Raw genomic sequence first — 23,912 nt, 5'->3', positions numbered from 1 at the left:
AAGCAAGCGATCAGGATGCAGATCATGGATGCTGCCCGCGAACTGTTTATTCACAAGGGGATAGAAGCGGTCACCATGCGCGCGGTCGCCCAACGGGTAGGCTATACCGCCACCAGCCTCTATCTGTATTTCAGTGACAAAGAAGCCCTGATCCGGGCGGTGGTCGATGCCGATGTCCTCAAACTGGCGCAGTCGCTCAAAAGCACCTTTGAAATTCGCGACCCCTTGCAGCGATTTTTGCAATTTGGCCAACACTACATCGAGTTTGCACTGAAGTATCCCAATCACTACCGTATGATGTTCATGACGCCTCATCCACCTTTGGCCCCAGAACTGTCCAGTATCGAGCGTCACAACCCGGAGCAGGATGCTTACGCGCAGCTGATTGAAGTGGTGACCAGCGCCTGGCAGGCAGGCATCTTCCGGCCGACACTGACTGACCCGGTACTGATTGCGCAGACGGTCTGGTCCGCCATGCACGGCCTCTGCGCCTTGCATATCAATATGTGTGATGACGCCTGGATCAACTGGCGGCCGGTGGAATCCCGCATGCAGGCCATGGTAAACATGTGCACGTATGGTTTTTTGAAAGCCCCTACCCATGAATAACGCTCGCCTTTATTTATACAGCCTGGCCCTCATGACCGTATTGAGCGGCTGCCAACCTGAGACAGAGGCGCCAGCTGCGCCGCGCCCGGTGTGGGTGATGACCATCGCAGACAGCGCAGTCGCAACCACCACCCGTTACACCGGCGAAGTGAAGTCGCGCTATGAGTCGAATATTGGCTTTAGAATTAGCGGCAAAATCATTACGCGTGCCGTCAATGTCGGTGAGCTGGTTAAAAAAGGCCAACTCATTGCGCAACTGGATCCGAGCGATACCCGTTTGAATGCCCAATCGGCCAGCGCCGAAGTGCAAACCGCACAGGCCAACCTGGCGCTGGCGCAAACTGAGCTGGCCAGACGCCAGCAACTTTACCGCCAGCAATTTATTTCAAAATCGGCCCTGGACAGCTACGAGACACAAGTGAAAACCAGTGCAGCCAGGCTAGAGCAGGCCAAATCGCAAGCCGCAGTCAGCCAGCATCAAACAGGCTACACCCAACTGCTGGCAGACCGTAGCGGTGCCATCGGCATGATACAGGCCGAGCCGGGACAGGTGGTGGCCGCCGGACAAACCATTGCCCGGATTTACGACTTGCAATCGCTGGAAATCCAGATTGCCGTTCCCGAAACCGTGATTGATACCCTGCACCCCGGTGATCAGGCCAGCGTAACGCTGCAAGGCCTGCCCCACGCCTATCAGGGCCGTATTCGCGAAATTGCGCCGGCAGCCAATAGCCAGACACACGCCTTCGATCTGCGCATCCAGTTGCTGGATGCCGATGCCAAAATCAAACTGGGCATGACCGCAGACGTGCGCTTTTTATCAGGTGCAGCCAGGCAAACTATCTTGGTCCCGAGCACGGCGGTCACCCAATTTGCCGACCACCCCAGCGTCTGGGTGATAGATGCGCAACAGCAGGCCCATCGACGTGCGGTGACCACTGGCAACGTCACTGAAGCGGGCGTAGAAATCACCTCAGGCTTGCAAGCCAACGAGACCATTGCCACCATCGGCGTGCATACCCTGACAGAGGGCATGCGCGTGCAAGCCGTCACTCCTGGCCCGGAGGTATTGCGCTAATGAGCGAACACACCACACCAGCGCATACAGCCGCCAGCCCCTCGCTGTCGCAGCGCTTCAACCTCTCGACCTGGGCCCTCAAAAACCAGGCCCTGGTGCTGTATTTCATTTTGCTGACCTTGCTCGCCGGCAGCTTTGCCTATACCCACCTCGGGCAATCAGAAGACCCGCCCTTTACCTTTAAAGTCATGCTGGTGCGCGCCAGCTGGCCGGGCGCCTCTGCGCAAGAGGTTGAGCAGCAGATCACAGATAAAATTGAAGAAAAACTGCAAGAAATCCCGTCCATCGATTACACCAGCAGCTATTCGCGCCCGGGTGAGTCGGTGGTGTTTATTGTCATTCGCGATAATACCTTCTCCGAAAAAATCCCCGAGCTCTGGTATCAGGTACGCAAAAAAATTGGCGACATCCGCCACACCTTTCCACGTGACCTGCAAAGCCTGACCTTTAACGATGAGTTCAGCGACGTCTATGGCAGCATGTATGCCATCACCGCCGACGGCCTCAACCCGCAACAACTGAAAAGACAAGCCGAATGGGTAAGAGCGCGTCTGCTCAAACTACCCGATGTGGAAAAAGTCGATTTGTTTGGTGAGCAACCACAAAAAATCATCATCGAAATTTCCAATCAAAAACTCACTTCACTGGGCATCACGCCGGCACAACTGGTGCAAATCCTGCAACAGCAAAACAGTGTCGTTGGTGCCGGGACCTTTGATGCAGGCCCGGAAAGAATCCGCCTGGATGTCAGTGGTCGCTTGCAAACACTGGAGAATTTACGCCAGTTTCCGATTCGGGCAGGGAATCAGAACCTGAGGCTGGGCGAGATTGCCACCATTAAACGCGGCTACGCCAATCCGCCGGCAGAGCGCATTCACTTCAATGGCACGCCCACCTTGCTGATCGGGGTCAGCATGCAGGCCGGCGGTGACGTCATTGCCTTGGGCAAGGCCATGCAAAGCACCATACGCAGCGTGCAAACACAATTACCGGTCGGGGTGCAATTACATCTGGTCACCTCGCAGCCCGAGATCGTGCAACACTCGGTGCATGATTTTGTCCGCTCCCTCATTGAAGCCTTGCTGATTGTGCTGGCGGTGAGCCTGCTCTCTCTGGGCTGGCGGACCGGCATTGTGGTCGCCGTCGCCATCCCGATTGTGCTGGCCGGGACATTTCTGCTCATGGACTGGTTTCAGATTGGCCTGCACAAAATTTCGCTGGGCGCACTGATTTTAGCGCTAGGCTTGCTGGTCGATGATGCGATTATTGCGGTCGAAATGATGGCGGCCAAAATGGAACAAGGCTGGGAGCGTATGCAAGCCGCTTCGTTTGCCTTCACCTCCACCGCCATGCCCATGCTGACCGGCACGCTGGTTACAGTGGCAGGCTTTCTGCCGATTGCCACCGCGGTCTCCTCAACCGGCGAATATACCCGCTCCATCTTCCAGGTCTCGGCCATTGCACTGAGTCTGTCCTGGATTGCCGCGGTGATTGTGGTGCCCTTTTTAGGCTATCACTTGCTGCCAGATGCCGCTGCACATGCCCAACCTTCACTCTGGCGCCGGCTCAAGCAAACATTAGGCTTTAAAAGCGATGATCAAGAAGCGAGCGCTCACAACGAAGAGACACTGTATGCCACGCCGTTTTACCAGCGCCTGCAAGGTACGGTCAGCTGGTGTGTCCAGCACAAGGGCCTGGTGATTCTGGCAACCATTGCCTTGTTTGTGGTGGCTATGCTGAGTTTTGGCAAAGTGCAGCAACAGTTTTTCCCCGACTCGACCCGTCTCGAAATCGTGGTCGATTTGCGTCTGGCCGAGAATGCCAGCGACCAGTCCACCGAAGCGGCCGTGACCAAACTCGAGCGCTGGCTCAACGATTGGCAAGCAAAACATGGCAAGGTGGAGAATGTCGTGTCCTACCTGGGCTCAGGTGCACCCCGCTACTACTTGCCGCTAGACGTGCAATTGCCACACCGCGCCTTTGCCCAACTGGTGATTTTGACTAAAGACCTGCCACAGCGTGAAGCCTTGCGCACAGATCTGCTGAACTTGTTTCAACACGATTTTCCACAACTCCGCGCTTCGGTATTGCGGCTGGAAAATGGGCCACCAGTCGGCTTTCCGGTGCAGTTCCGCGTCGACGGCAAAAACCTGAAAGCGATCCGTGAGGTGGCGCACCAGATTGCAGACGCGATGCGCGCCAACCCGCACCTGATCAATGTGCAACTTGGCTGGGAAGAACCGAGCAAAGTGATCCACATTGAGGTGGACCAGCACAAGGCACGCCTGCTCGGCATCAATACACCAGACATCGCGCAGTTGCTCAACACGCAGTATTACGAACAGGTGGTCAGCGAGTTCAGGGAGGCGAATGAGCGCATAGACCTGGTCATGCGTAGTCCGGTCGATGAGCATGCGCAACTGTCGCAAATCGGCCAATTAACGGTATTGAGCCAGAATGGCGAACGCGTGCCGCTGGCGCAAGTGGCCACCATTGAATATGGCTTTGAAGAAGGCGTGATCTGGCGTCGCAACCGCGTGCCTTCACTCACGGTGCGTGCGCATTTGCGCGGCAAAATGCAGGCACCGGTGGTCTCCGGCCAGGTGCAACAAGCCATTGCCCCGATTTTGCAGCACTTGCCGGCAGGTGTCACGGTAGAAACCGGTGGCGCGATTGAAGAGTCCGCCAAAGGCGCCAGCTCGGTGGTTAAAGGCGTCCCGCTGTTTTTAGCCGCTGTATTCACGTTGCTGATGCTGCAACTGCGCAGCTTGGCTAATGTCTTTCTGGTGGTATTGACCGCGCCCTTGGGCATGATAGGCATTAGCTTTGCCCTGCTGATTTTTAATATGCCGTTTGGCTTTGTCGCCATGCTGGGCAGCATTGCGCTCTCCGGCATGATCATGCGTAACTCGGTCATTCTGGTCGACCAGATCAATCAGGACATTGCCGAGGGCGCCTCGCTGGAGCAAGCGGTGGTGCAATCAACCGTGCGCCGCTTCCGGCCGATTGTACTCACGGCCGCTGCGGCCATTCTGGCCATGATTCCGCTGACGCGCAGCGTGTTCTTTGGGCCGATGGCAGTCGCGATTATGGGCGGGCTGGCCGCCGCCACCTTGCTGACCATTTTGTTTGTGCCGGCACTGTATGCGTTCTGGGCCCGTTTGACCGACAGAACCATGCAATCATGGCGCAATCAATAAAAGGGCGCTGCTATGCATGCAAATGGCTCAGCCAGACAAGGCGCGATTAAAAAATTTCGACGCCGCATAGATGGAATAGGTAAGGCGCAATTTTTTATGCGCAACGCAGTATCGCAACGAAAGTTGAATGAATAGAAGTGCCCTATAATGTTTTTTCTCTTTAACCGGATAGTGGGATTCAAAAATGACAGACCAGGCAACCGCACGTTTTAACATGATTGAGCAACAAATCCGCACCTGGGAGGTGCTGGACCCGCAAGTATTGGCCACGCTGAGCAACACGCCGCGTGAAGCATTTGTGCCAGACGCCTACCGTGGCCTGGCGTTTGCCGATATTGAAATCCCGCTGGACATGGGTCAGCACATGCTGAGCCCAAAAATCGAAGGGCGTTTTTTGCAAGCGCTGCAACTGCAAGCCAAAGACAAAGTGCTACTGGTCGGCGCTGGCAGCGGCCATCTGGCCGCACTGATGGCGCAACACTGCGCACAAGTCACTGCGCTGGAGATCTTCCCCGAGCTGTGTGCGCTGACCGCAAAAAATCTGGCCAAACAAGGCATCCAGAATGTACAGCTGATTGAGGCCGATGGTCACAATGGCTATGAAGCTAAAGCGCCTTATGACGCCATCGTGTTTACCGCCTCCAGCCCGGTGGAGCCCGAAGGCGTGCGCTACCAGTTGAGCATTGGTGGCCGCATGCTCATCGTGCTGGGCAAAGCCCCGGTCATGCAGGCGACGCTGGTACAACGTCTGGCCGAGCACAGCTTCAAACAAGACGTCCTGTTTGAAACCAGCCTGACTGAAATGCAAAACGCACCCCAGGCCCTGGCCTTTACTTTTTAACACCTCATGTCTGTTTAATGCCTTATGTCTAGCCCTGCCTATTTGAAAGTAGCGATGCTGATTGCCAGCCTGTGGTGGTCGGCACACGCCAGTGCTGCCGCGCAAAGCCTGGTAGACGTGTATCTGGAAGCCCTCGCCAGTGATCCGGTGCTGGCCTCGGCGGGCAGTGCCAATCAGGCTGCGCAAGAAGTCATAGAACAAGCCAAAGCTGGCTACCGTCCTTCAGTGAATTTCACGGCGGGCGCGAATGCTAACCGCACCGATTTAAAAATCGTCGGTAGCCAGGCGCCCTTCCCCGGCGGGCGCAACAACTACGAAGCTTATCAGGCACAGCTACAAGCCAGGCAACCGCTTTTCCGCAAAGAAGCCCTGGAGCGCATAGACCAAAGCAAGGTGCAGGTGAGCATCGCTGACAAGCAATATCACCTGGCACAACAAAACCTGATGTTACGCACCACGCAGGCCTATTTTGAGGTGCTGCTGGCGCAAGACCGCAACATGCTGATCACCGCGCAAAAAGAAGCCATTCAGCGCCAGTTGCAACAAGCCAAGGCCAATTTTGAGGTGGGCACCACCACCATTACCGACGTCAATGAAGCGCAAGCGCGCTATGACCTGATCGTGGCGCAAGAGCTGGCCGCACTCAATGACATTGATATTGCCAAACGCAGCCTGCAGGCGATTACCGGCAAATTGCCAGAACGCCTGGCCAGTGTGCGCGAAGATATCCAGATCAGCCCCAGCCTCAAGCCCATGCAAGAATGGCAAGAGGTCGCCCATGCCAGCAACCTGAATATCCAGATTCAGCAAGAAACGGTACAGGTGAATGAAAAAGATATCGAAATCGCGCGCGCCGGGCATTACCCCACCGTAGATGCCGTCGCCAACTATCAGGACAGCTACGCCAATGGCGGCCAGTACGGGTTTGGTGCCGACCTGAAAAGTGCCAGCATAGGCGTGGAAGTCTCTGTGCCGCTCTATCAAGGGGGGGCCGTGAATTCACGCGTGCGCCAGGCCGCCTACAATCGGCAAAAAGCTCTCGATGACTTACAAAACGTCATGCGCCAGACCACTCTGGAAACCCAACGTGCCTACCTCAACCTGAACACCAGCATCGCGCAGGTAAAAGCGCTTGAGCAAGCGCTCAAGAGCAGCCAAAGCCAGCTCGACTCCACCAAGCTCGGTTACGAAGTCGGCATACGCACCAGCGTGGATGTACTCAACGCCCAGCAGCAATATTACAGCGCCAACCGTGACTTATTGCAGGCCCGCTATAACTACCTGGTGAATATCATTCGCCTCAAAACCGCCAGCGGCATCGTCTCCGAAGCCGACCTGCAAGATATCGACCAACAACTAGCCAAGAGATAAGCCCATGAAGCCAGCCATTGCCACCACAGATGCCGTTTGGATGCTGATTGATATACAAACCCGGCTCTGTGACGCGATGCAACCTGAGCCCATGGCCGCCGTCATCAAAAACATCCAGCGCCTGATTCAAGGCGCCCAACTCCTGAATATCCCGCTCTGGGTGACTGAACAATACCCGGAAAAACTCGGCGCAACCCTGCCCGCGCTGCAAACCCTCTTGCCCGACTACACCCCGCGCACCGCAAAACTCGCCTTCTCCGCCTGGCACGAGTCCAGCTTTCAGGAATCCTCCGTCAGCGTCGCCCCGCAAGTCGTGCTGTTCGGCCTGGAGACCCATATTTGCGTGCAACAAACCGCCCTAGATGCACTGGCCGCAGGCAAACAAGTGTTTATCGTGGAAGACGCCGTCATCTCACGAAATGAGGCCAACCGCAACAATGGCATCGAGAGAATGCGTAATGCCGGTTGTATCATCACAAATACAGAATCCATGCTGTTTGAGCCCATGCAAGGCGCCACGCATGCACAATTCAAGGCCGTGTCGGCACTGATTCGCTAGCTAGCTGGCTGCACCAACGCCTTTAGCGTATTTGGATGTGGGAAATAAATACTTCGTTACCATTTTTCAGGCTTAGTCAGAGATGAAAATATATTCGGTGAGATATATTTTCATCTCTTCCTCTCTAAAATCATAAAATATATGCGTTCCGATATATTCCTTTATTTTGAAAAAGATCTGGAATAGAATATATGCGATCATATATTTTTGGGGAATTCGCATGAAGGTTCCGATTAACTCGCCAGCAGATTTGGGCGAAGTCATTCGCGCTACACGCAAATCAAATAATCTTCGTATGGATGATTTGGCTGGTATTGCTGGCGTGGGGCATGTTTTCGTGGGCGATGTCGAATACGGAAAAGAAACCGCCCAAATCGGCAGAGTCATGCGGCTTTTAGGAGAGCTGGGAATAAAACTGTCTGCCGAGGTTCCAGCTTCTGCAGAAGCCTATCTGGGCAAGATTCGTGACCAGAACGGCTTGGTACGTCCCAGCCAACGCAAGTCCCAAAAAGGTACTCAATGAAGCGAATATTGCTCGCTTACATCAACGATGCCCATGTCGGCACATTGGTCGCTGAAGACAATATCTGGAGGTTTGAATACACAGATACCTGGGCCACGGATAACAAGGGATACGATCTTTCTCCAAATCTACCCAGAGTAGATGCTGAAGGCAAACCCAGCATTCACATTGACGGTAGCACGACAAGACCTGTGCAATGGTATTTTGATAATTTGCTTCCTGAGGAAACGTTACGAACGATCCTAGCTAAGGAAGCCAAAGTAGCCATAGAAGATGCGTTTGGATTATTAGAAGCTTATGGTCGAGAATCTGCGGGATCGTTAACGCTCCTTCCTGAGGGCGTACTTCCAGAACAGGGAGGAAAGAGAAAGCTCTCCCTAAAAGAGCTATCTGATCGCATTAAAGCGATGCCCAGAATTCCCTTGAACGCAGATTCACCGAAGAAAATGTCCCTGGCCGGTGCTCAACATAAGCTAGCAGTCATCTATCAAGATGGGGAAATTTATGAGCCAGATGGCCAGGCAGCCTCAACACACATCTTAAAACCTGAGCATCCAGAAAAAACCCGCTACCCGTCGACCGTTATCAATGAGTACTTCACCATGCGCGTTGCAAACCTGGCAGGATTGGATGTGCCTAAAGTATATCGACTGTTTTGCCCAGAGCCGGTGTATCTCATTGAGCGTTTTGACAGGGCCATACATCAAGATGGCAGAGTCGACAGGCTCCATGTGATTGATGGATGCCAACTCCTCAACATAGACCGTGTATTTAAATATGATGCAGCCAGTACTGAATCACTTGCAAAGTTAGCTCAGCGCCTTTCAGTCCCGGCTGTCGGAAGGCTATGGTTTTTCGATTGGATCGTCTTTAACATTCTGATGGGTAACGGAGATAACCACCTCAAAAACATCTCTTTCATGGTTTCCCACGATGGCATTCAAATTTCACCATGTTATGACCTTTTGAGTACAGCCGCTTACGACACGCAAGCCATAGATAAAGAACATGCTAGCTGGCCTAAAACAGATTTCCCCATCAGACTGGACCAAACACAAAAGTTTTTTTCAGAGATTACACGTGAAGATATTATCGAAACCGGTAAAAAACTGGGATTAAGTGGAGACACTGCCACCCGCAGATTAAATAATCTGCTCAAGAAAGTGCCGCTGGCATTCAGTCATCTGAAAAGTGAAATTACCATCGAAAACGCTAAACTGCCTGAGGACGCACGCTGGAAAGTAGAGGGTGATGGCCGCATGATAGGGATTATGGAAAAATACATCATGCATCCGATGGTGAAACAACTCAGCGGGATGGATGGCAGAAACTAACCGAAAAATGCCGTCGAAAGAATATGCCATCCAAGGCAGTGATGGCATTGCTTCGCTCGCTCCTGATTAAAGTCTTCTGCGATAATGCCCGGTTATTTTAGAAAGCTGGGCATATGAATCAAATCGAATGGAATGACTTTACCAAAGTTGAGTTACGCGTTGGCCGGGTGATTTCGGCAGAGGTATTTGCAGAAGCGCGCAAGCCAGCCTACAAACTGCAAATCGACTTTGGCCCAGAGATTGGCATGCGAAAATCCAGCGCCCAGATTACAGCGTAGATCATAAACATGGCGATCGCCGTGGTTAATTCCCGGCCAAGAAAAATCAGACCGTTGATGTCTGAATGCCTGGTGACAGGTTTTCATGATTTAGCACTTGGGCAATTATTACCACACTGAATTTCGTCTCCAACCAAACCTCCAAGCATCCTGCTTGGTTTTGAGTCTTTTCTCGGCCAAAGCCTCTAGCGGCTCCTGTACCTGTAAGAGATTCAAACTTAGTATTGATGATTTGATAGCTTCGAGATCGAGAGTATTGACCGTAAGAAACTCTTCCTCGCCTCTGGAATATTGATATAAGCTTGTAACCAACTGATGTAGTTCGCATAACCGAAGCAAACATGCCAGTGTAAAATCTGGGCCATAGATTGTTGTGCTTTTACCAGTGAACACCTCATGCAGCCCTGAGAGTCTTGAATTCTGAATCTGAATGCAACTTAAAATATAATAAAGGAATTCAGAAAAGTTATGATCTGCTAACGAAATGCACTTACTAAAAACCTCCCTGTGATCTGTTGGAGGCACCGGGACAAAAAGCTGAATGCCACTTAGCTGATTAAAAACAGTCTTATCCTCATTACGCCGCTCACTCACCCACTTGTGTAAATGCAATATGAATTCAGCACTACGTCTACAATAATCACTCAACCCACTCAAAGCTTCCGGCATAAATGCTCTAGCAGCAATAAGTTCTCGGTGCTTTTGTTGTATGTCGTTGTAGCGTGTAATACTGAACAAAACCACTGTTGAAGCAAATGCTAGTATCCCGACATTCAGCGCTTGCCAGTCGTACCATACGGCATGCACGTTTCTCCAGCCTCCATGGAACCAGGGATATGCAACCATGCTATATAGATAAACAACAAATAATAAAACCAGAATCGTAGTTACTTGCGTGTAGTAACGATCAATATACTTCGCCATATCAAATATAAAACTTCAACGGTTGTTTTTCAGCATTCCTTGCAGAACCCATCACAAGGACTTCCCCGACTTTATTAGCAAACCTAATTGTTACCGGAAGGCCGTCATTATAGTTACAAGCATTGTAATTAATCTTAGTTAAACCAAGGATATCTGATAGAACATTTCGAATGTCCGGTTTTTCACCAGTGTGCTTCAATATGGTAATCATCAAAGGATTAGGGGTTTCGGGGCCAATATAGGTATCAATCCTTGGAGCAAACCCAGTAGTCCAAAGATATGCGTTCGACTCATCAATTATTAAAGCGGTACCTCTAAGTACCGGATAATCACCATTTCTGAATAATTTCGAGTCGCCATTGGTTGTTTTAATTCTGACACCAACAATGTTAGTACCTTCTGGGGCACTTTCAGCAAATGCACTCCACTCTTCATTATTGAAATATGTTCCACCATGAATAAAAAACTCTTTTGGCGGTACTCCATTTTTTTCAGTGAAAGTATTGAGTACCTTTGTGACTAATTCTTTAGCCTCAGGCGCTTTCAAATGGTAATCATAATCGCCGGTCTTCCAGGGGCCATTCGCACCCCTAAATACAACAGCGTCTCCCTCATTTAAGAACATTTGAGCTGCACAGCAGGCGTGCTGAAGCTTGTCATTGGGAATTAATTTAAAAACAAGACCGATGTAACACACTCCAGGCCGAACCGTTGAAAGCTTCCACGGCGGTTCTGCCTGCGTCTTGTAATACAGGCCCGTTGCTAAATTCCATGCGACGCTTGGAGGGTCTTGTAGTCTTCTTTTCGGCTTGCCTGCAGCATTTAAAAACTGATTCGGAGCGATGGTTGTTTCCCGGATCAACTGAGAGGGATATCCCAGTTTCAAGAGTCGTGCTTTTACCTGACGATGGAAGTCGGGAACATCATCAAAAATGTTTTCATCTGTTTGATCAATAACATCCTGGAAAAGCGGAAGGTCCGTTTTAATTTTTTGCTTCTTGGAAAAGTCACCTTTGGTAAGCTCCAATCCAGATCTTTTTGAAAGTGGCTTACAGCGCTCAAAGATAATTTCTGGTATGACAAAAACCCATACATCAATTCTCTTTTCTTCATTATTGTGATGATGCTCAATTTCCTTAATGAATAGATCAACTACCTTTCTAACTGCTTCATGCTGATTTTCAGTCGCAGTACATCTTTCTATTGCTTTAACATCGATGTGTTTTGAAACAATTCGATTTGGATCAATCGAAATATTAAAGGCCTCTTTAATACCGGGGAAACTAGCAAGATGAAGCCTGTTCTGCTTATCTCTTTTTCCGGGAGGAGGTAGTGGTATGAAGGAGTGTAAGGTTTCCACCCAATCCTTGAAATACCCGACTCCATCCTTGCTTCCAATTACGCCAACTGATATCTCAGTGATAGAAGTATTGTTATAAGGTCCATAAAGAAATAATCCATCTTTAGGATTGTCATTCAATTGATTGTGGCCAAACTCTAATTGTGGCTCTTCGATGTATTCGAGTTTAGGTTCTAGTTTAGGAAAATCCATTAGATCTCTTCCTCTTCCAACTCAAAGTTTCCAAGTGTTGATAAGTCTTGCTCTTCCTCATCCTCATCCATGCTATTTGGTAAAGCCGTCGATACCGGAGACTCAACAATCATTGGGATAGCTTCCAAGCAAACTGATGCGCTTGGCGACAATGGGAACTTAATAAACTCGCTGCCTTCGGAAAGCAATTGTAAAAATGCCATCAACCTGCCATGCCATTGCTTATTTCTCCATGTACTACATACACTTCTTCGTAGCCGATGCTGTTCTGAAACCGCATCAATGACTTTACCAGCCTGTTTATTACCAATAAGCTCTGCAAAAATAACTCTGGATTTCATTTTGAAATGAATAAATGGCCATAGATTCGGCGCCGCAGAGAGCCCAAACTGCCATACTCTGCCACCGGAAGAATTTCTGAGCATGGAATATCTTCTTTTGTCCGCTTCTCCCCAAGCTATCTTTTTACTAACCGCAACGTGGCTATCATTGGCAAAGAAAGCAGGCATGCTGGCATTGGGATATAAACCAAATTCTTTTTCTTTACAAAACAGCTCCCAAGATTGACGAAGTAGTGAAGATATTAATTTCTTAGCTTCCTTAGGGTGGATTTCTGGACCTTCACAACCGTTTTCCATAAAGATGTCGATTGCAATTGACTTACTGGCTACAAACTTTCCAGCATTGATGAACTCGGTATTAACCTCTTCTAAGCTGGCAAAGGAGAAGAATCCTCTAAATCTTTGCTCAATCGGATATTTGCTGAGTACAAGAGCCTGTTTTAGGAGGTCATGATTAATTGCTCCTGATGGCTCATAGTAATGAATGAAATCAGGCATAGACTTTATCCTGAGCCAATTGCTAATAAGCTGCTCTGGAGTATGCTCTACAGCAATCGCTAGTTTTTTTCGATACTTTTCCCATTCAGGATTTATCTGAGCCTTTTGAGAAATCTTGGGAACACTTTGCTTATCGAGATGATCTAGGAGCTTATCTAAACCGTCAGCCCAACCTTTGCTGAAATCAACCCTTTGAAGCTCGCCAATCCCAAAAAGCTTTTTATAGTTTTCAAGTTTTAATGGGATTATGAATTTTGGATCTTTTAATTCTTTAGTCAAATCCAAAGCAATTCCGATTTCCTCCTGTACACCTACCTTATCCAAGGTGCTGTTACTACAACATAAGAGCATTTTGATGGAGTTATTTTGCAGGGTTGATGTAACTGTTCTTCGCCATCTATCCCCAGCATCTAAACTTAATATGTCGGCAAAGACTTTATAACCCACCGCCTCCAGTCGAGGAGCTAACCATAAAACGAATTCGTCATCACCAGGAGTAGCTTTGCTAATGAATACAACATCCCTCTGAACAGGCCCTGATTCTTGAGTCATCGCTTTGTCCTCTTTAAATAAGTGAATTTCGTTTTAAGTTTAAACCAACTCATTTATTAATTTCTGCCCCCCTCCCACGAACTGGAACTACATGGCGTATAAGCCCAGAGTAGTACGCATCAATAACACTCTCTGTCCTTGAGAAGTTTTCTTGATAACCCAAATGACCTTCATCTAGGAATAATATGCACCTTCGCATGCGTCACGCCCGTTTGTGACGAGATCGCATTCACACAAGCCTCTACCTCAGCAATCTTCCCTTTCAAAATCACCGTCTCCATGCAGTTGTCATGATCCAAATGCACATGCTGGGCAGTGATAATCACGTCATGGTGGTCGTGTTGTAGTTGATTCACACGGCTGGCGAGTTGGCGTTCGTGATGATCGTAGACGTAACTGAGCGAGGCAACGCACTCTGCCTGCGCATGATCCGCATCGGCAATCACAGCTTCATCGAGTGCTTTACGCACAAGGTCACGAAAAGCTTCTGAGCGGTTTACGTAGGCCCGAACGGCGACCAATTGGTCAAAAGCATCGGCCAGGTCATCTTCCACCGAAATTGTAATGCGTCGCATAGGTCATGCTCCTCGTTAGAACTGATAGGTGAGTGTGAGCCGTGCGGCTCTGGGCTCTACGGGGTGAAAGTGAATATCATTGACCGGAGCCGCTTCGCCTTTGAGTTGTGATTCGTAGTAGTAGTCGATGTCACTGGCTTTGCGGTTAAACAGGTTAAATATGTCTAACGTCATGGTGGTTTTCGGGTTAAAGCGGTAGCCGACGCGGGCATAGGTGAGCAACGTCGCGTTTGACTGGACCGTATTATCTGCCACTAGTGGCCGTGGGCCAAAGTAGCGGAGTTGCATGGCGCCGAACCAGTGACCCCATTGGGTGACGGTGGCGCCTAGCGAGGCCACTTTATTGATGGATCCGGGAATAAAGTGGCCGGGCTCGTTAGGGTCTTGTTGGGTAAAGCGTGCTTTGGAGAGCGCAATATCCATATCCAGCAGTAGCCAGTCATTCACCACATAATGGTTGTTCCACTCCACGCCATAGCGGCGGCTGGCCAGGCTGGGTTCGGTTTCACCAGCGTCGCCGACAAAGACCAGCTCAGAATCAATATCTAGCTGCCACACCGCCAGCGAGCTTTGCAAGCCGGGCATCCATTCTGAGCGCACACCAACCTCACTGCCACGGGTGCCGACCAGGGGCGTGACGGGAGAGGCCGGGTTGCCATCGGGCAAGCGGGTTTGCGTGGTGCCGCGGGCATCGTTACTGTGAAAGCCCTTGCCGAGATTATAGAAAAACTCGGTATGGGCCCACGGCCCGAAAATCACAGATACTTTTGGCGAGACGATGCCATCGCTGACACGGCCTGAATTACCCTGAAGTGAACTGTTCACGTCGAACTGGTAGCGGTCATAACGCAGGCCAGCGACCGTACGCAGTTTGTCGTGCCACCAGATCGTGTTTTCGGCATAGAGGCCCGCGCTGCTTTCTTCTACTTTGTCTGAGCGTATCAGCGACAAGCGCTGTTTTTGTGCCGTGTTGTATAACGCGACCGGTGACAGTTTGTCGTAGCGCGTCTGCAGCCCCAGCTTGTTTTCGATGGGCAGGCCAGCGAGCTCGCCGAGCCAGGTCTTGCTGAGATGAGCCCCCAGCATGGTGCGTTTTTCACTTTGGTTAAACTGGTCGCCATTGACCGGATCATTGAGAAAGTAGGTGAAATTGCTATATAAATCGAGCGCAGAGCGCACGGCATAGGCATTGATTTGCCAGCCGCCTTGCGCGTCACGGTGCTGCTTGCTAAACGACAGGCTGTAACGCGATGAATCACCGCCATCGGTCGGGTCTATGGCATCAAAACGGCTGAGCTGCCCGGCGTGGACGGCGCGCAGCGGGATCTGGTCGGTGCTGTTCCAGCGGTTGTGATAGGCCATGGCGGTCAGGCTGATGTTGTCGTGCGTATCCCCTGTACTAAACCGCAGGACGCCATTGTATTTTTTGACGCCTTCGGCCACTTGCCAGGGGCCGTCATAGCGATTGAGTTCTAGCGCATAGAGGAGCTGGCCGTTGTGCATGGCCTGCGAATCTGCCACCAGCATACGTTGATAGTCGTAACTGCCCAGCGTGAGACTGGCGATGCCTTGCGGCAGTCGATTGACCAGGTGCAAATGCGCAGCACCGGCAGAGGAAAAGTCCCCCTCCTCTGCTGAGTAAGTGCCCTTTTTATAGTGGATATGGCTGACCAGCTCGGGGATCAGGAAATTCAAATCAGTGTAGCCTTGGCCATGTGCATGGGTGCGCATATTCACCGGCATCTCGTCCACATAGGTGGCAAAGTCGGTGCCGTGATCGAGGTTAAAGCCACGCAAAAAGTACTGGTTGGCCTTGCCACTGCCGCTATGCTGGGTGACGATCATGCCGGGGACAAATTCGAGCAGCTCGCCCACCCGTGAAATGGGCCGGTTTTGAATCAGGCTGGCATTCACGCGCCCCTCGCTGGCGGCATCGGACGAACCGACCGCGTTGTCATAATGCGCACGCACGGGCACGTCATCGAGCGTGAGCGCCTCACTGGCGACAGTCAACCGGGATAACAGTACCGCAACCAGGCCGACACTTAGCCGTATGATCTTTTTGTTATTTTTCATACGGCGGCATTATGCGCGAAAGCAAGGTGACACCCTATAAGTAAATTAACGCAAGACGCGGTGCGCTGACGCCAATAAAAAAGCCCGCTGGCGCGGGCTTTTTTAGATCAGAGCGGGCAACTTATTCAGCTGCTGGCGCTTCTTCTCTTGCTGGTGGATCGATCAGGGCTTTCATGCTCAAACGCACTTTGCCTTTGTCGTCCAACTCAACCACTTTCACTTTCACAACGTCACCCTCTTTGAGGTAATCGCTGACCGCTTTCACGCGCTCGTGAGCAATTTGTGAAATGTGTACCAGACCATCTTTACCTGGCATCAAGGTCACCACTGCACCGAAGTCCAGAATCTTGACCACTGGGCCTTCGTAGATCTGGCCGACTTCGACTTCAGCGGTGATCTGCGCGATACGGCGTTGGGCTTCAGCGCCTTCGTCCGCATTGGTACAAGCGATCTTCACGGTACCGTCATCTTCGATGTCGATGCTGGTGTTGGTTTCTTTGGTCAGTGCCTGAATCACAGCGCCACCTTTACCGATCACATCACGGATTTTGTCCGGATTGATCTTCATGGTGATGATACGTGGGGCAAACTGTGACATTTCGGTGTTTACGCCAGACACGGCTTGTTTCATCAGGCCCAGAATGTGCGCGCGGCCTTCTTTAGCTTGTGCCAGGGCCACTTGCATGATTTGTGCCGTAATACCAGTGATCTTGATGTCCATTTGCAGGGCGGTCACACCTTTGTCGGTACCGGCCACTTTAAAGTCCATGTCACCCAGGTGATCTTCGTCACCCAGAATGTCGGTCAGCACCGCAACGCGGTTGCCTTCCTTGATCAGGCCCATGGCCACACCAGCCACGTGGGCAGTCAATGGCACGCCGGCGTCCAGCATGGAGAGGCAGCCACCACAGACAGACGCCATGGAGCTGGAACCGTTAGACTCAGTGATCTCGGACACCACACGCAGTGTGTAGTCGAAGTCTTCTTTCTTAGGCAATACGGCTTTCAATGCGCGCTTAGCCAGGTTACCGTGGCCGATTTCGCGGCGTTTTGGTGAACCGACACGGCCCGTTTCGCCCGTGGCGAACGGAGGCATGTTGTAGTGCAGCATGAAGTTTTCGTAGTATTCGCCAGCCAGCGCGTCAATGATTTGCTCATCTTTGCCTGTACCCAAGGTGGTCACGACCAAAGCCTGTGTTTCACCACGGGTAAACAGCGCAGAACCGTGGGTGCGTGGCAATACGCCGGAACGGATGGTGATCGGGCGCACGGTACGTGTGTCACGGCCATCAATACGTGGTTCACCATTCAAAATCTGGCTACGCACGGTTTTCGCTTCGAGTTTAAAGAACTCGTCTTTAATCTTGTTGGCTTCTAAAGTAGAAGTTTCTTCAGTGATCAAAGTGCTCATGACGCGGGACTTGATTTCGTCCAGCTTGGCAGAGCGCTCGCCTTTGGATTTGATTTTGAAGGCAGCGTTGATGTCTTCAGCCGCAATCGCTTCAATTTTTGCAATCAGCGCAGTGTCTGGCTCTGGTGGAGTCCAGTCCCAGGCATCTTTACCGGCCTCAGCAGCCAGTTCGTTGATCATTTTGATCACAGGTTGCATTTGCTCGTGACCGAATACAACCGCACCCAGCATCACGTCTTCTGGCAATTCTTTGGCTTCGGATTCCACCATCATCACAGCGGTTTCAGTCGCAGCCACGACCAAGTCCAGCGCGGACTCTTTCAGTTGTGTCGCCGTTGGGTTCAAGACGTATTCGCCGTTGATATAACCCACTTTGACCGCACCCATTGGGCCGTAGAACGGGATACCTGCCAGCGCAACCGCAGCAGACGCACCGATCATGGCCGGGATATCAGCATCAATTTCCGGATCCAGGGACAACACGGTCGCCACAATCTGCACTTCGTTATAAAACGCATCCGGGAACAGTGGACGCATAGGACGGTCGATCAAACGTGCCGTCAGGGTTTCTTTTTCGCTAGGACGGCCTTCACGCTTGAAGTAACCGCCTGGAATGCGGCCAGCCGCATAGGTTTTTTCCTGATAATCCACAGTCAATGGAAAGAAATCCTGACCTTCTTTGACTTCGGTTTTTGCAGTTGCAGCCACCAGGACTACTGTATCGCCATAGCTCACCATGACGGCGCCATCTGCCTGGCGTGCGACTTCCCCGGTTTCAATAGTCAGGGTATGCGCACCAAGCTGGAGGCTTTTTCTCGTAATTTCAAACATTGTTTTTCCTTTATCTACCATGGCTATTCACTACCTAATAGCCAATCTCAACAATGAAAACCAGACTGACAGTGCCGGCACTCCACGCATATGCATAGCATTGTGCGCGACAACTGACGCCCGGTTTCCCGATTTGCGGTGACTTCCATCAGCACGCTTTTTGTACAAACCCTGCACAAAACGCACTCACAGAAGCCACCCCAGTTGGTGATATGAAAATCCCGAATATCAGCAATCTCAGGATTTTTAAAGCAAAAAAGCCGAGGCAGTCACCATGCCATCGGCTTTTATTTCGTTAAAAGTGAACTGGATTAAACGTCACTTTTAGCCAAATTATTTACGCAGGTTCAAGCGCTCGATCAGCGTTTGATAGCGGCTAACGTCTTTACCTTTGAGGTAGTCGAGCAAACGACGACGCTGGCTGACCAAAGCCAACAGACCACGACGGGAGTGGTTGTCTTTTTTGTTGGATTTAAAGTGCTCGGTCAGGTAGCTGATACGATATGTCAACAAAGCCACTTGTACTTCTGGGCTCGCTGTATCGTTAGCACTGCGTTGAAAATCTTTAATGATTTTTGCGGATTGTTCTGCGGTAATCGCCATCTTTATTTTCCTTGAGTTAGCGTCAATATCGTCGCAGCCAGACAACCCATTTGCCTACCGCACCGACATTCAATTTACACGAAACGCGCATTATAGCGGCAAGCGCCAGCCTTGCATAGGTTTTTATCACATTAAGTTTCTGTTTTTATGAATTAATTTAAATATCGCAGCTCTTTGAAGGCTCTATAAAAAGTCATCATAAAAATCGGCAGTCGCTGGTACCGCCCCGCGAATGCCGCAAATGGAGGCGGCGAAACTGGCCGCGCGGGTCAGGATGGTGGGGCGTGACCAGCCCGCCAGCAAGCCGCGAATCACCACCGAGGTATAAGCATCGCCAGCACCTACACTATCGACAAATGCCGTGCTCAAGCGCACCGGCGGCACGCGAAAGCCCTGACCAAACCGGTCCAGCCAGAAACTGCCCTCTTCACCACAGGTGACAAACATTTCAGTCAAGCCACACACCATCAACAAGCGCCGGGCCAGCTCATTCACATCTGCCGCACCCGGCAGTCCAAGCAATTTACAGACTTCTGGCAACTCTTCATGATTGATTTTGAGAATATCGGCGGCCTGCAAGGCCATGCGTACGCTCTCCGCGTCATACCAGGGCGCACGCAGGTTGATGTCGCACAGCACCGTGGCGGGCTGGCACAGCGCCAACCACTGCGTGGCAAGCGCCTGCATGGGCGCATGGCGCAAAGCCAGTGACCCGAAATACACCAGCCTCGGGGGATGTTTCAAGGTGAGCGCCTCGACAGGCGGCCATTGCAGGTCATCATAGGCCTGCTGATCCAGAATCTCGAAGCGATGACCATCGGGGCCCAGATGCACCTTGACTTGCCCGGTCGGCAAACGCTCAGAGTGCTGCACCCCTTCGGTAGGCAGGCCAGTCGCTTGCATTTCGGCCACAATACGTTCACCCAGGGCATCCTGGCCGATGGCAGTGAGAAAGTGCACGGGCAAGCCAAATGCGTGACAGTGGCGGGCAACGTTATAAGGTGCGCCGCCGATGACCGTTTGCTCGGGAAACACATCCCCCAGCACCTCACCCAAAATCATGATCGAATCTGACATCTGTTTATCCTGCCTTTAATAACCAACCAATTGCCATACACGCTGGCAACAACCAAAGAATTGAAATCCGCTTGCCGACCAACAACCACAGCGACAGCACCACCATGCTGGCAGCGGCGACATCTGGCGCATCGGGCCAGACCACGTGCCGGCTCAACGTGAGGGTCAGCGCCACCATGCCCGCGATCACCGCCGCACTGATGGCATGCAGCGGCGCAGTCCAGCGCCATTGCTGGCGGGTACGCTCTATCCAGGGCGCGCCCAAAAACACCATGACAAAACTGGGCACAAACGTAAACCAGGTCACAATCGTCGCCCCGATCAACCCCGCCTGCCAATCAGGCAAGGCCAGCCCGGCCTGCCAGGCCGCAACAAAGCCAATATAGGTGACCACCATAATCAGCGGGCCCGGCGTACTTTCGCCCAAGGCCAGGCCATCCAGCATCTGCTCTGTCGTCAACCAGTGGTAATGCTGCACACTGGCATCAAACACATAGGGCAAAACGGCATAGGCGCCGCCAAAAGTAAGAAACGCAGCCTGGCTAAAAAAAGCTGCCAGGCGGGTAAATAGATGTGACGGCCCATAATAAAGCACTAAGGCCGCAGCGACACCTAAACCACATAGCGCGCCCCAGATCAGCACTGTCGCTGTCCACCGACGCAAATCAGCCAGCCCGGCCAGCGCCGTGTTGTCATCAATCACACTTGGCGCCGTCTGCATGGCCCTTGCCGCCGCATGGCCAACTGACGTTTCGACCCACTGCGGCCAATATTGTTGCACAGCAACGCCCAATACCGCGGCCAGCAGAATAATCACCGGGAAAGGCAGATGGAACGTTTGCATGACCAAGGCCAGCAAAAACACGCCCCACAACCAGCGGGCGATCAGCACTTTTTTAGCCAGGCGCCAGGCGGCACAGCAGACCAGCGCGACTACCAGCGGCTTAACCCCATACAACAAAGCCGCGACGGCGGGCTGACTGCCCCACTGCATATACCCCCACGCCAGCGAGACCAGCAAACCAAACGCGGGCAACACAAACAAACTGCCAGCCACAATGCCACCCCAGGCACCATGCAATAGCCAGCCCATATAGACCGCCATTTGCTGCGCCTCGGGGCCTGGCAATAACATGCAATAGTTCAAAGCATGCAAAAATCTGGCCTCTGAAATCCAGCGCTTTTCTACCACCAGCGCCTGATGCATCAAGGCAATTTGTGCCGCAGGCCCACCAACACTAATACAGCCCAGGCGCAGCCAGTAGGCCCAAAATGCCTGTGCAGATGGCTTCGCAGGCGCCTGCATTTCAGGCGGCGTCTCGACAATAGACATCAACCATTCCTTTTAAAACAGCGGCCTCAAATACCGCCTCGCAAGCATATCAGGATTTTTTTTAACTTTTGTGTGCATTCTTGGCGTTCTTTGCTATAATGCGCGTCTTGCGATTCGGGACACACCCAAATTGCTGTTGGCCAGATAGCTCAGTCGGTAGAGCAGAGGATTGAAAATCCTCGTGTCGGCAGTTCGATTCTGCCTCTGGCCACCACTCCTCCTGCCTTTCGGCACATTTCTTTTTCTGGGTTTGTTGATGTCATTAAAACACTTAACACCGGATGAATTACAGCCATTACTCAATGATCCCTCATTGTTGCTGATTGATATCCGCAATGATCACGAGCTTGTTTCGGGCATCCTGCCTGGCGCCATGCATTTGCCATTAGGACATCTGGCGACAATGTTTGATCAACTGCCGCAGGACAAAAAAATCGTGTTTTACTGCCGTAGCGGTGTACGCTCCATTTCTGCAGGTGAGTTTGCCTTAGCGCAAGGCTGCCACGATGTCTCGCATTTGGCGGGCGGCATTCTGGCTTGGGCTCAACACGGCTTGCCCATCGAGCCCGCTTAATTCAGAGACTCAGGATTGTTTATGCAATACGACAAAGAAGTAGATGCCCGCCACCTGAACTGCCCCCTGCCCATTTTGCGTTGCAAAAAGGCCCTGAACGAGCTGCAAGCAAACCAGGTACTCAAAATCACGGCCACGGACCCCGGCTCAAAGAAAGATTTTGATGCCTTTTGCCGCCAAACCGGCCACACCCTGATCGAGATGCAAGAGGCAGAAGGTGTTTTTACCTTCTGGCTACGCAAGCGCAGCCAGTAAACCCCTCTCCCGCGGACTGACACTCAGCCACTAACCGCACCCACCATCCATTCATCCGCTGCAGCGCAAAAAAAGGGCTTCCGAAGAAGCCCTGTGAGGAACGACGTTAACCCGTGGGTTAACGTGGTCTGCATGCCGAAACAACGATTGCCCCACTGGCGACTCAGGGACTCAACCTGACTTGCAGTTTGCCGGCATGGCTTCCGACAATCTGCACACTCCAGACGCAATCATTGTTATCTAAATATGATTTCGGCAGCTTTGCGCAAAACTTTAGGGCGCGCTCAAAAAAAATTTAATAAAAAAGCCCGCCGATGAGGGCGGGCTTGTTCAATCAATTGAAACGCGATTGGAAATAAATTTATTTGGCGTTTTCCAGACTACCCATGGCTTTAGGGAAGGTCACCACGCCCCATGGCATGTTTTTCACTTCAATCTGGTTCGTGACTTCAAGCTTATCTGCATCAATGACGAATACCGCATCAGACTTGCCGCAAGCCAACAGCACCTGCTTGTTGTCCGGGGTAAAACTAAAATGCCAGCACCGGTTACCGGTCGGCACTTCCTTGATTTTTTCAAAGGTCTTGGCATCAAACACCTGCAACAGTTTTGCCTTGTTGGTGGCCACAAAAATCCGCTCACCCTTGCTGTCGTAGGCTATGCCGTATGGGGTTTCAGCCGTGTCTACCGTGCGTACCACATTAAAGTCTTTGTCCATGACCATAAACTTGTTACCAAACTCCAGCGTGGCCAGATAGGTATTGCCATCCGGAGAGACTTTGATGCCGCGCGGACGATCTCCATATTGATGGGTGGAAATGGTTTTGACCAGATCGCCAGTTTCGATATTGTGTACAGTGACGGTATTGTCAGCTTCGTTCGTAATCACCAGCTGCTTGCCATCGGCCGAAAACTCCAGGCCTTCGGTTTCTGGCCCGCCGGTAATTTCGCGGACTTTTTCACCTTTGGTCAGATCAACAATCGCAATCTTGGCCGGGACTTTTTCTTCATCGTCGTCATCGTCTTCTTCTGGCTTGCTGCCCGGCTTGGGGGGCGGACCGGCTTTGGCGCTAGGCTCGGACGAAACAAAGGCATAATTACCACTCACCCGCACAAACTCAGGGTTTTTGCCGACTTCGATCTGCTTGACGACTTCGCCTGTGGCGGTATCAATCACGGACACACTGCCATTTTCACGCGTAGCGACCACCAGTTGCTTGCCATCGTCTGTCAGCGCCAGGCCACGCGGGCCCTTGGCTTTCACATCCAGCATGCTGGTCACTTGCATGGTCGCCAAGTCAATCACATCGACGCCAGCATCCTGGGTGGACACATAAGCCAACGTCTTACCAGAAGAACTTTCGCTAACAGCGCTCGTGGCCGCTGGCGTTTCCGGGGTTGGTGAGGACTCTTCTTGCTTGTTACAAGCGGTAACGCCAGCGAGCAAGGCCAGCAACCACACGCTAGTGCGCGCACGACGCGCCAATGATGAATTCAACATTTGCATTTATCTCCTG

21 protein-coding genes and 1 tRNA gene are annotated in these 23,912 nt (G+C 51.6%); 12 read left to right on the top strand and 10 right to left on the bottom strand.

Annotation, left to right across the window (positions count from 1 at the left end):
- Positions 1–24 precede the first annotated feature (24 nt).
- The 9 genes from ACT53D_RS11625 to ACT53D_RS11585 all read left to right on the top strand — a co-directional run bounded on the left by ACT53D_RS11625 (position 25) and on the right by ACT53D_RS11585 (position 9,793).
- A complete protein-coding gene (locus ACT53D_RS11625; protein ID WP_476156326.1) occupies positions 25–609 on the top strand; it encodes a TetR/AcrR family transcriptional regulator in 585 nt (194 codons plus the stop codon).
- A complete protein-coding gene (locus tag ACT53D_RS11620; RefSeq protein WP_476156324.1) occupies positions 602–1,687 on the top strand; it encodes an efflux RND transporter periplasmic adaptor subunit in 1,086 nt (361 codons plus the stop codon). Before ACT53D_RS11625 ends, ACT53D_RS11620 begins: the two co-directional genes overlap by 8 nt.
- On the top strand, positions 1,687–4,887 hold the full coding sequence (locus ACT53D_RS11615) for an efflux RND transporter permease subunit (protein ID WP_476156322.1): 3,201 nt from the start codon (positions 1,687–1,689) through the stop codon (positions 4,885–4,887). Before ACT53D_RS11620 ends, ACT53D_RS11615 begins: the two co-directional genes overlap by 1 nt.
- Positions 4,888–5,071: 184 nt before the next feature.
- Positions 5,072–5,728, top strand: a complete 657-nt coding sequence (locus ACT53D_RS11610; RefSeq protein ID WP_194749753.1) for a protein-L-isoaspartate O-methyltransferase family protein — start codon at positions 5,072–5,074, stop codon at positions 5,726–5,728.
- A 24-nt stretch (positions 5,729–5,752) separates the two neighbouring features.
- Positions 5,753–7,099: a TolC family outer membrane protein gene (locus tag ACT53D_RS11605; RefSeq protein ID WP_476156320.1), complete on the top strand. Its 1,347-nt coding sequence runs from the start codon at positions 5,753–5,755 to the stop codon at positions 7,097–7,099.
- A gap of 4 nt (positions 7,100–7,103) precedes the next feature.
- Positions 7,104–7,658, top strand: coding sequence for an isochorismatase family protein (locus ACT53D_RS11600; RefSeq protein WP_476145350.1), 555 nt, complete (start codon positions 7,104–7,106; stop codon positions 7,656–7,658).
- A 220-nt stretch (positions 7,659–7,878) separates the two neighbouring features.
- On the top strand, positions 7,879–8,181 hold the full coding sequence (locus ACT53D_RS11595; protein ID WP_313986161.1) for a helix-turn-helix domain-containing protein: 303 nt from the start codon (positions 7,879–7,881) through the stop codon (positions 8,179–8,181).
- Entirely contained in the window at positions 8,178–9,515 is a 1,338-nt protein-coding gene (locus tag ACT53D_RS11590) for a HipA domain-containing protein (RefSeq protein WP_476156317.1), read from the top strand. The genes ACT53D_RS11595 and ACT53D_RS11590 overlap by 4 nt, the downstream gene beginning before the upstream one ends.
- 113 nt (positions 9,516–9,628) lie before the next feature.
- Positions 9,629–9,793 (top strand): hypothetical protein, encoded by a 165-nt coding sequence (locus ACT53D_RS11585; protein ID WP_476156315.1) that lies wholly within the window; start codon positions 9,629–9,631, stop codon positions 9,791–9,793.
- A gap of 108 nt (positions 9,794–9,901) precedes the next feature.
- On the opposite strand, the gene ACT53D_RS11580 is transcribed toward ACT53D_RS11585, so the two are convergent.
- The 9 genes from ACT53D_RS11580 to chrA form a co-directional block, all read right to left on the bottom strand.
- The gene (locus tag ACT53D_RS11580) at positions 9,902–10,717 is read right to left on the bottom strand and encodes a hypothetical protein (RefSeq protein ID WP_476156313.1); all 816 of its coding nucleotides are present in this window, start codon (positions 10,715–10,717) and stop codon (positions 9,902–9,904) included.
- Between the two features lies 1 nt (position 10,718).
- The gene (locus ACT53D_RS11575; protein ID WP_476156311.1) at positions 10,719–12,269 is read right to left on the bottom strand and encodes an argonaute/piwi family protein; all 1,551 of its coding nucleotides are present in this window, start codon (positions 12,267–12,269) and stop codon (positions 10,719–10,721) included.
- A complete protein-coding gene (locus tag ACT53D_RS11570) occupies positions 12,269–13,660 on the bottom strand; it encodes a toll/interleukin-1 receptor domain-containing protein (RefSeq protein WP_476156309.1) in 1,392 nt (463 codons plus the stop codon). The genes ACT53D_RS11575 and ACT53D_RS11570 overlap by 1 nt, the downstream gene beginning before the upstream one ends.
- Before the next feature lie 170 nt (positions 13,661–13,830).
- The gene (gene nikR, locus ACT53D_RS11565; RefSeq protein WP_476156307.1) at positions 13,831–14,235 is read right to left on the bottom strand and encodes a nickel-responsive transcriptional regulator NikR; all 405 of its coding nucleotides are present in this window, start codon (positions 14,233–14,235) and stop codon (positions 13,831–13,833) included.
- 15 nt (positions 14,236–14,250) lie between these two features.
- Positions 14,251–16,311: a TonB-dependent receptor gene (locus tag ACT53D_RS11560; protein ID WP_476156305.1), complete on the bottom strand. Its 2,061-nt coding sequence runs from the start codon at positions 16,309–16,311 to the stop codon at positions 14,251–14,253.
- 121 nt (positions 16,312–16,432) lie between these two features.
- A complete protein-coding gene (gene pnp, locus ACT53D_RS11555; protein ID WP_476156303.1) occupies positions 16,433–18,553 on the bottom strand; it encodes a polyribonucleotide nucleotidyltransferase in 2,121 nt (706 codons plus the stop codon).
- A 333-nt stretch (positions 18,554–18,886) separates the two neighbouring features.
- Entirely contained in the window at positions 18,887–19,156 is a 270-nt protein-coding gene (gene rpsO, locus ACT53D_RS11550; protein ID WP_194749762.1) for a 30S ribosomal protein S15, read from the bottom strand.
- 183 nt (positions 19,157–19,339) lie between these two features.
- A complete protein-coding gene (locus ACT53D_RS11545) occupies positions 19,340–20,233 on the bottom strand; it encodes a PfkB family carbohydrate kinase (protein ID WP_476145355.1) in 894 nt (297 codons plus the stop codon).
- A 4-nt stretch (positions 20,234–20,237) separates the two neighbouring features.
- Entirely contained in the window at positions 20,238–21,566 is a 1,329-nt protein-coding gene (chrA, locus tag ACT53D_RS11540; RefSeq protein ID WP_476156301.1) for a chromate efflux transporter, read from the bottom strand.
- 138 nt (positions 21,567–21,704) lie between these two features.
- On the opposite strand from chrA, the gene ACT53D_RS11535 reads away from it, so the two are divergent.
- From ACT53D_RS11535 to ACT53D_RS11525, 3 genes are all read left to right on the top strand, one after another.
- Positions 21,705–21,780 (top strand) — tRNA-Phe (locus ACT53D_RS11535).
- A 42-nt stretch (positions 21,781–21,822) separates the two neighbouring features.
- Positions 21,823–22,140: a rhodanese-like domain-containing protein gene (locus ACT53D_RS11530; protein WP_275356412.1), complete on the top strand. Its 318-nt coding sequence runs from the start codon at positions 21,823–21,825 to the stop codon at positions 22,138–22,140.
- A 21-nt stretch (positions 22,141–22,161) separates the two neighbouring features.
- Positions 22,162–22,395, top strand: a complete 234-nt coding sequence (locus ACT53D_RS11525; RefSeq protein ID WP_275356411.1) for a sulfurtransferase TusA family protein — start codon at positions 22,162–22,164, stop codon at positions 22,393–22,395.
- A 361-nt stretch (positions 22,396–22,756) separates the two neighbouring features.
- Here the strand turns inward: ACT53D_RS11525 and ACT53D_RS11520 are convergent, their stop codons facing one another.
- Complete coding sequence (locus ACT53D_RS11520) at positions 22,757–23,902, bottom strand: YVTN family beta-propeller repeat protein (RefSeq protein WP_379073335.1); 1,146 nt, start codon at positions 23,900–23,902, stop codon at positions 22,757–22,759.
- Positions 23,903–23,912 lie beyond the last annotated feature (10 nt).

This window comes from Methylophilus sp. DMC16, from assembly GCF_056314045.1.
The sequence above is the reverse complement of the archived record's forward strand: the minus strand, read 5'-3'. Positions and strand labels throughout refer to the sequence as shown.

What these genes read in the sequence shown, in the direction of transcription:
- ACT53D_RS11625 (WP_476156326.1), top strand. Translation starts at nt 25, where the DNA reads ATGGATGCTGCCCGCGAACTGTTTATTCACAAGGGGATAGAAGCGGTC.
- ACT53D_RS11620 (WP_476156324.1), top strand. Translation starts at nt 602, where the DNA reads ATGAATAACGCTCGCCTTTATTTATACAGCCTGGCCCTCATGACCGTA.
- ACT53D_RS11615 (WP_476156322.1), top strand. Translation starts at nt 1,687, where the DNA reads ATGAGCGAACACACCACACCAGCGCATACAGCCGCCAGCCCCTCGCTG.
- ACT53D_RS11610 (WP_194749753.1), top strand. Translation starts at nt 5,072, where the DNA reads ATGACAGACCAGGCAACCGCACGTTTTAACATGATTGAGCAACAAATC.
- ACT53D_RS11605 (WP_476156320.1), top strand. Translation starts at nt 5,753, where the DNA reads ATGTCTAGCCCTGCCTATTTGAAAGTAGCGATGCTGATTGCCAGCCTG.
- ACT53D_RS11600 (WP_476145350.1), top strand. Translation starts at nt 7,104, where the DNA reads ATGAAGCCAGCCATTGCCACCACAGATGCCGTTTGGATGCTGATTGAT.
- ACT53D_RS11595 (WP_313986161.1), top strand. Translation starts at nt 7,879, where the DNA reads ATGAAGGTTCCGATTAACTCGCCAGCAGATTTGGGCGAAGTCATTCGC.
- ACT53D_RS11590 (WP_476156317.1), top strand. Translation starts at nt 8,178, where the DNA reads ATGAAGCGAATATTGCTCGCTTACATCAACGATGCCCATGTCGGCACA.
- ACT53D_RS11585 (WP_476156315.1), top strand. Translation starts at nt 9,629, where the DNA reads ATGAATCAAATCGAATGGAATGACTTTACCAAAGTTGAGTTACGCGTT.
- ACT53D_RS11580 (WP_476156313.1), bottom strand. Translation starts at nt 10,717, where the DNA reads ATGGCGAAGTATATTGATCGTTACTACACGCAAGTAACTACGATTCTG.
- ACT53D_RS11575 (WP_476156311.1), bottom strand. Translation starts at nt 12,269, where the DNA reads ATGGATTTTCCTAAACTAGAACCTAAACTCGAATACATCGAAGAGCCA.
- ACT53D_RS11570 (WP_476156309.1), bottom strand. Translation starts at nt 13,660, where the DNA reads ATGACTCAAGAATCAGGGCCTGTTCAGAGGGATGTTGTATTCATTAGC.
- nikR (WP_476156307.1), bottom strand. Translation starts at nt 14,235, where the DNA reads ATGCGACGCATTACAATTTCGGTGGAAGATGACCTGGCCGATGCTTTT.
- ACT53D_RS11560 (WP_476156305.1), bottom strand. Translation starts at nt 16,311, where the DNA reads ATGAAAAATAACAAAAAGATCATACGGCTAAGTGTCGGCCTGGTTGCG.
- pnp (WP_476156303.1), bottom strand. Translation starts at nt 18,553, where the DNA reads ATGTTTGAAATTACGAGAAAAAGCCTCCAGCTTGGTGCGCATACCCTG.
- rpsO (WP_194749762.1), bottom strand. Translation starts at nt 19,156, where the DNA reads ATGGCGATTACCGCAGAACAATCCGCAAAAATCATTAAAGATTTTCAA.
- ACT53D_RS11545 (WP_476145355.1), bottom strand. Translation starts at nt 20,233, where the DNA reads ATGTCAGATTCGATCATGATTTTGGGTGAGGTGCTGGGGGATGTGTTT.
- chrA (WP_476156301.1), bottom strand. Translation starts at nt 21,566, where the DNA reads ATGTCTATTGTCGAGACGCCGCCTGAAATGCAGGCGCCTGCGAAGCCA.
- ACT53D_RS11530 (WP_275356412.1), top strand. Translation starts at nt 21,823, where the DNA reads ATGTCATTAAAACACTTAACACCGGATGAATTACAGCCATTACTCAAT.
- ACT53D_RS11525 (WP_275356411.1), top strand. Translation starts at nt 22,162, where the DNA reads ATGCAATACGACAAAGAAGTAGATGCCCGCCACCTGAACTGCCCCCTG.
- ACT53D_RS11520 (WP_379073335.1), bottom strand. Translation starts at nt 23,902, where the DNA reads ATGCAAATGTTGAATTCATCATTGGCGCGTCGTGCGCGCACTAGCGTG.